The 4198-nt window shown below is 33.6% G+C and carries 6 protein-coding genes and 1 pseudogene; 4 read left to right on the forward strand and 3 right to left on the reverse strand.

What is annotated here, in order from left to right; all coding sequences use genetic code 11:
- Positions 1–38 precede the first annotated feature (38 nt).
- Positions 39–314 carry a hypothetical protein gene (locus RYL88_RS11790; protein WP_314991536.1) on the forward strand — a complete coding sequence of 92 codons (276 nt, stop codon included), beginning with the start codon at positions 39–41 and terminating at the stop codon, positions 312–314.
- Positions 315–399: 85 nt separating this feature from the next.
- Here RYL88_RS11790 and RYL88_RS11795 read toward each other — a convergent pair.
- Positions 400–739: pseudogene (locus RYL88_RS11795) on the reverse strand (hypothetical protein); the annotation flags it as partial.
- Between the two features lie 736 nt (positions 740–1475).
- Here RYL88_RS11795 and RYL88_RS11800 point away from each other — a divergent pair.
- The gene (locus RYL88_RS11800; protein ID WP_314991537.1) at positions 1476–1643 is read left to right on the forward strand and encodes a type II toxin-antitoxin system RelE/ParE family toxin; all 168 of its coding nucleotides are present in this window, start codon (positions 1476–1478) and stop codon (positions 1641–1643) included.
- Positions 1630–1902, forward strand: coding sequence for a helix-turn-helix domain-containing protein (locus RYL88_RS11805; RefSeq protein WP_122869455.1), 273 nt, complete (start codon positions 1630–1632; stop codon positions 1900–1902). The genes RYL88_RS11800 and RYL88_RS11805 overlap by 14 nt, the downstream gene beginning before the upstream one ends.
- Positions 1903–2669: 767 nt before the next feature.
- On the opposite strand, the gene RYL88_RS11810 is transcribed toward RYL88_RS11805, so the two are convergent.
- Both RYL88_RS11810 and RYL88_RS11815 read right to left on the reverse strand, forming a co-directional pair.
- A complete protein-coding gene (locus tag RYL88_RS11810) occupies positions 2670–2972 on the reverse strand; it encodes a type II toxin-antitoxin system RelE/ParE family toxin (RefSeq protein ID WP_314991538.1) in 303 nt (100 codons plus the stop codon).
- Positions 2965–3228 (reverse strand): type II toxin-antitoxin system prevent-host-death family antitoxin, encoded by a 264-nt coding sequence (locus RYL88_RS11815; protein WP_314991539.1) that lies wholly within the window; start codon positions 3226–3228, stop codon positions 2965–2967. Before RYL88_RS11815 ends, RYL88_RS11810 begins: the two co-directional genes overlap by 8 nt.
- Positions 3229–3338: 110 nt before the next feature.
- Here RYL88_RS11815 and RYL88_RS11820 point away from each other — a divergent pair.
- On the forward strand, positions 3339–4198 hold an 860-nt coding region (locus tag RYL88_RS11820; RefSeq protein WP_314991540.1), incomplete at its 3' end, for a restriction endonuclease subunit S.

The raw sequence follows: 4198 nt of genomic DNA on the forward strand, positions 1-4198 counted from the left end.
TAAAAGAGATAAATTTAAAGCTTATGGGTGAGCTATAGTTGGCAAATAGAGATGAAATTTTAAGGTATTTTGCAAAGAGATACATCTGGTGGGAGCTACCCTATGACGTTATGGAGACGCCTGAAAGAATCGTAGCCCAAGCTATGTGCTATGCAGACATAGACGAATTTGCTCTGCTTTGGAAAATAAAAGAGGATATGCTACGCGCCTTAAATAATGCGCAGTGCGGCTGGTTTGACGAGAAAAGTTGGAATTTTTGGCGTTTAGTGCTTGACTTGCCAAAAAAAGATTTACCTAAGAGAAGCTTTGTGTAGTAGCAGGGTTGATTAGACCCTCTTTGACTTAGGCTCACGCAAAAAAGTAGTAAGTTACGATGAGAGCTATGTTCTTAAAAGTAACGAGCATAGCGAAGTTAAGTACCGGAGTTTTGTTTGCTGCCCCTATATCTCTTTTACCTCTTATTTATTTAAAGCTTTCATCTGTTTCAAGGCAAAGCTCTTCTAGGCGAGCTTGCGATCTGGAAATTTTGCCGCTAAATTTGCTTATCTTTTCACGCTCTTTAGATATTAAAATTCTAATATTTTTTAGAATCTTATTAATGGAAATTCTAGAAATTCCGATTAAATTTGCTATTTTAGTAGCTTTAATATCTTTTGCAAAATACTTGAGAATTTATCTAAATTTCTTTTTTCGAAATTCGCAAACGGATTATATACTTATTTCTTAACTTCGTTGCGATTGTTATTTATAATAACATCGACAAAATCACAGTTCTTGTGCTTGTACTCTCTTGGAGAAAAACTCCCGTGAAAGTTTTTAACTTGTCCTGGGCTTATAAAATATACAAGATGGGAAGGTGCAAATATATTATAATTATTAAAAATATAAAAGGATTAATATACTAGCCAAACTAGAACTACCCATGAAAAAATCAGGTGTACTCGTTAAGGTTAAGGAGTTTTTAAAGAGCCTTGGCAACGATATAAAGGTAAAAGAAGAAAACATAACCAATAAAAAAGCTATAAGCATTTAATAGTGTATGTGGCGGCATTAAACTAAGTGCCTATATCGAATCAAAGAGCTAGAAGAAGCAAGAGCTAAAAATATGTCTTATAACGTCAATGCTTTAATAGACATCTTGGTCGATTATGAAACGCCGACTACATATGATAAAATAAGCAAAAATCTAGCGGCTATCCAAATTTTAAATTTACATAAACAAAAAGAGTTTTTTACGATTATTTTTTGAAACCGATTATATAAGAGAAGACGCATTAAACTACTGCATCCAAAACGATACGGACTACGAAGATGCGCTCCAATACTTCTGTGTCTTAAAGTATATAAAAGATGAGTTCTTAGGATTACCTGTAGGACTTAGACAAAGAGGCTATAAAATGTTCGAGCTTTTAGAGACTAGAGGCAATAGCTTAGGAGAACCGTATATCAAAAGCCTAAAAGACTGACTGTTTGAGATGCGTATAAAGCCAAATGAAGGAATAGCTAGAAGCATATATTGTTATGAAATCGGTAAAAGGATAATAATCCTGCTAACTTTTGTTAAAAAAACGCAAAAAACGCCTAAAAGTATACTAAATTTGGCAGAACAAAGATTAAAGGAGTTTAGAGATGGGAACCGTTAATTTTAGAGAAGTTTTAAAAGAAGAGCTAAAAAATCCGGAATTTAAAGCGCAATACGATGCGCTGGAGGACGAATATAAAGCCATAGAAGCTTTAATAGACGCTAGAAACGAGGCGGGGCTAACTCAAAGCGAAGTAGCTAAAAGGATGGGCATAACCCAATCAGCCGTAGCTAGGATAGAAAGCGGAGCGTATAATATCAAATATAAAACATTCTTTAACTACATAAAAGCTTGCGGCAAAAGAGTGGCGATAGTTTGAGCGAGATTGATTATCTAATAAATACTCAAACCGATACAGAAGAGAAAAATATTAAGCTTTGTCGGTTCTCAAGACGGGATTCTTGCGGATACGATAGTTAGGATTTAGAAAAATAGGGCTCTTATAACATGGGCATATTTAAAACACAACCAAATCGAAGGTTTTAACACTACTACAAAAACAAATACGGCTACATTGTAGCGATACCTGTTTTATTAAATAATCCTAACCGCATACAAAAGCACTATTGCTTTTGATTTTTATTTCTTGCTCAAAAACAATACCTACTTTAATCTTTATTTATGCTATAAGAAAACTAGCAACATCTTAATTTTGAAAATTTGTGCTAAAATACCAGATAAAAAAATAAAAGTCAATTTCCCTATAAACCAAAATTTACTTTAGCTTAATAAAAAACAATCGCTTCAAATTCCATCATGCAGTCTTAGAACTTGACACCATTCATCAAAATATTAAGAACAAACAATCCCTACATAGGCAATATGTTAATACTTACTTAGCAAACTCAAATGAGTTTGCTGTAAGGTCTTGGCAGACGGCCGATATTTTTCTTTGACCGAGCAAAAGAAAAATATAAAAACTTAGACGAAACTTTATCGCTCGTAAATGATTTCTCGCCGATAAAATGTCTAAGTTTTTTAATAGGAAGCTTTTAACGGATATGAGTTAAAAGCTTATATGCGGTTGGTTTATTTTATAAAATTAATCAGTTTATATGAGTTTTTTGTCTTACAGATGCTTCTTTATTACAAAACGCTAGGCGTATATCTAACCGTAACTATAATCACGAGCTTCTTGTCTTCATCTATCCTATAGACTACAGTATAGTTTTCTACGAAAAGTTGCCTATAGCCAGCATTTGCATATATACCCACTTTTCTAGTAGCTCCCCTATAAGGCATCTCATCTAAGCTTAGTATAGCGGTCTCTATCTCGTTTACTAAATTTATCGCGGCGGTAGGATTAGATAAATTTGTAGCTATATATTTATATATACTATCTAGCTCTTCGTAAGCCTGAGGCGAAATTTTAACCCCATAACTACTCAAAATATTTTCCACGAAGCGATTTTAGGGCATCTTTGGCATCTAGCAGAGATCCCCCATCTTTAATCTTGACTTCAGACGACAATATGGCGTTATCAATATCTGATATCTTGGTTAAAGACTCATAAGTTTTCATACTCATTACCACTAGATCGCCATATCCGTTTTTGGTAACGAATATCGGCTCATCTTTGGCGTGACAAAGTTGGGAAATTTCATTCGTATTTCTTAAATCTCTTATAGGTACTATCTGAGGCATCGGTTCTCCTTTAAATTAGCATTATTATAGCATAATTATAGGCATATTGTTTTAATGGATAAAAGAGTTTAAATCTTTTAATACAATTAAAAACAAGGTTTGATCCAAAATTGTCAAGCCTGGATAATTTACATTATGAGAAGATAGGTAAAGAAACTCGCTGCATCGAAGATGAAATTCCGTTTGAGATACCGCAAAGTTGGAGCTGGGTGAGACTTGGAAAAGCTATTGTGCTGATTTCTGGACAAGATTTAACTCCTGATAGATATTCAAACATAAACAAAGGAATACCATACATAACGGGTGCAAGCAATATAGAAAATGAAAATGTTGAGTGTAGTAGATGGACTATGTCTCCAACATCAATAGCTTATAGTGGAGATTTATTGCTAACCTGCAAAGGTACTGTTGGCAAAATGGCTTTTTTAAAACACAATCAAGCACATATTGCAAGACAAATTATGGCAATTAAAACACCTTATGGTATAAATTTATACTACATAAAATTATTTTTAGAAGTATTTATGCCAAAAATAAAATCAGTTGCAAAAAGCATGATACCTGGAATATCACGAGATGATTTATTATCTATCCTCCTCCCCATCCCGCCACTACCAGAGCAAAAACGTATAGTAGACAAGCTTGAAGAGATATTGCCGCTTGTTGAAAAATATAAAGAAGATAAAGAAAGGTTAGACGAGTTAAATTTAAACTTTCCGTTAAAACTTAAAAAATCCATACTTGACTATGCTATCAAAGGTAAGCTTGTAGAACAAAACTTAGAAGATGAAAGCGTAGAAATACTGCTTCAAAAGATAAGACAAGAAAAGCAAAGACTAATCAAAGACAAAAAGATAAAAGCTGATAAATTCCTCCAATCTACTATTTTTATAGGTGAAGATAATTCCCCTTATGAGAAGATAGGCAAAGAAACTCGTTGCATCGCAGATGAAATTCTGTTTGAGATACC

It is taken from the genome of uncultured Campylobacter sp. (assembly GCF_963517995.1).
Taxonomy (GTDB): domain Bacteria; phylum Campylobacterota; class Campylobacteria; order Campylobacterales; family Campylobacteraceae; genus Campylobacter_A.

Excerpts from the sequence above, each read along its gene's own strand:
- RYL88_RS11800 (WP_314991537.1), top strand. The coding sequence starts at position 1,476 with ATGCGTATAAAGCCAAATGAAGGAATAGCTAGAAGCATATATTGTTAT.
- RYL88_RS11805 (WP_122869455.1), top strand. The coding sequence starts at position 1,630 with ATGGGAACCGTTAATTTTAGAGAAGTTTTAAAAGAAGAGCTAAAAAAT.
- RYL88_RS11815 (WP_314991539.1), bottom strand. The coding sequence starts at position 3,228 with ATGCCTCAGATAGTACCTATAAGAGATTTAAGAAATACGAATGAAATT.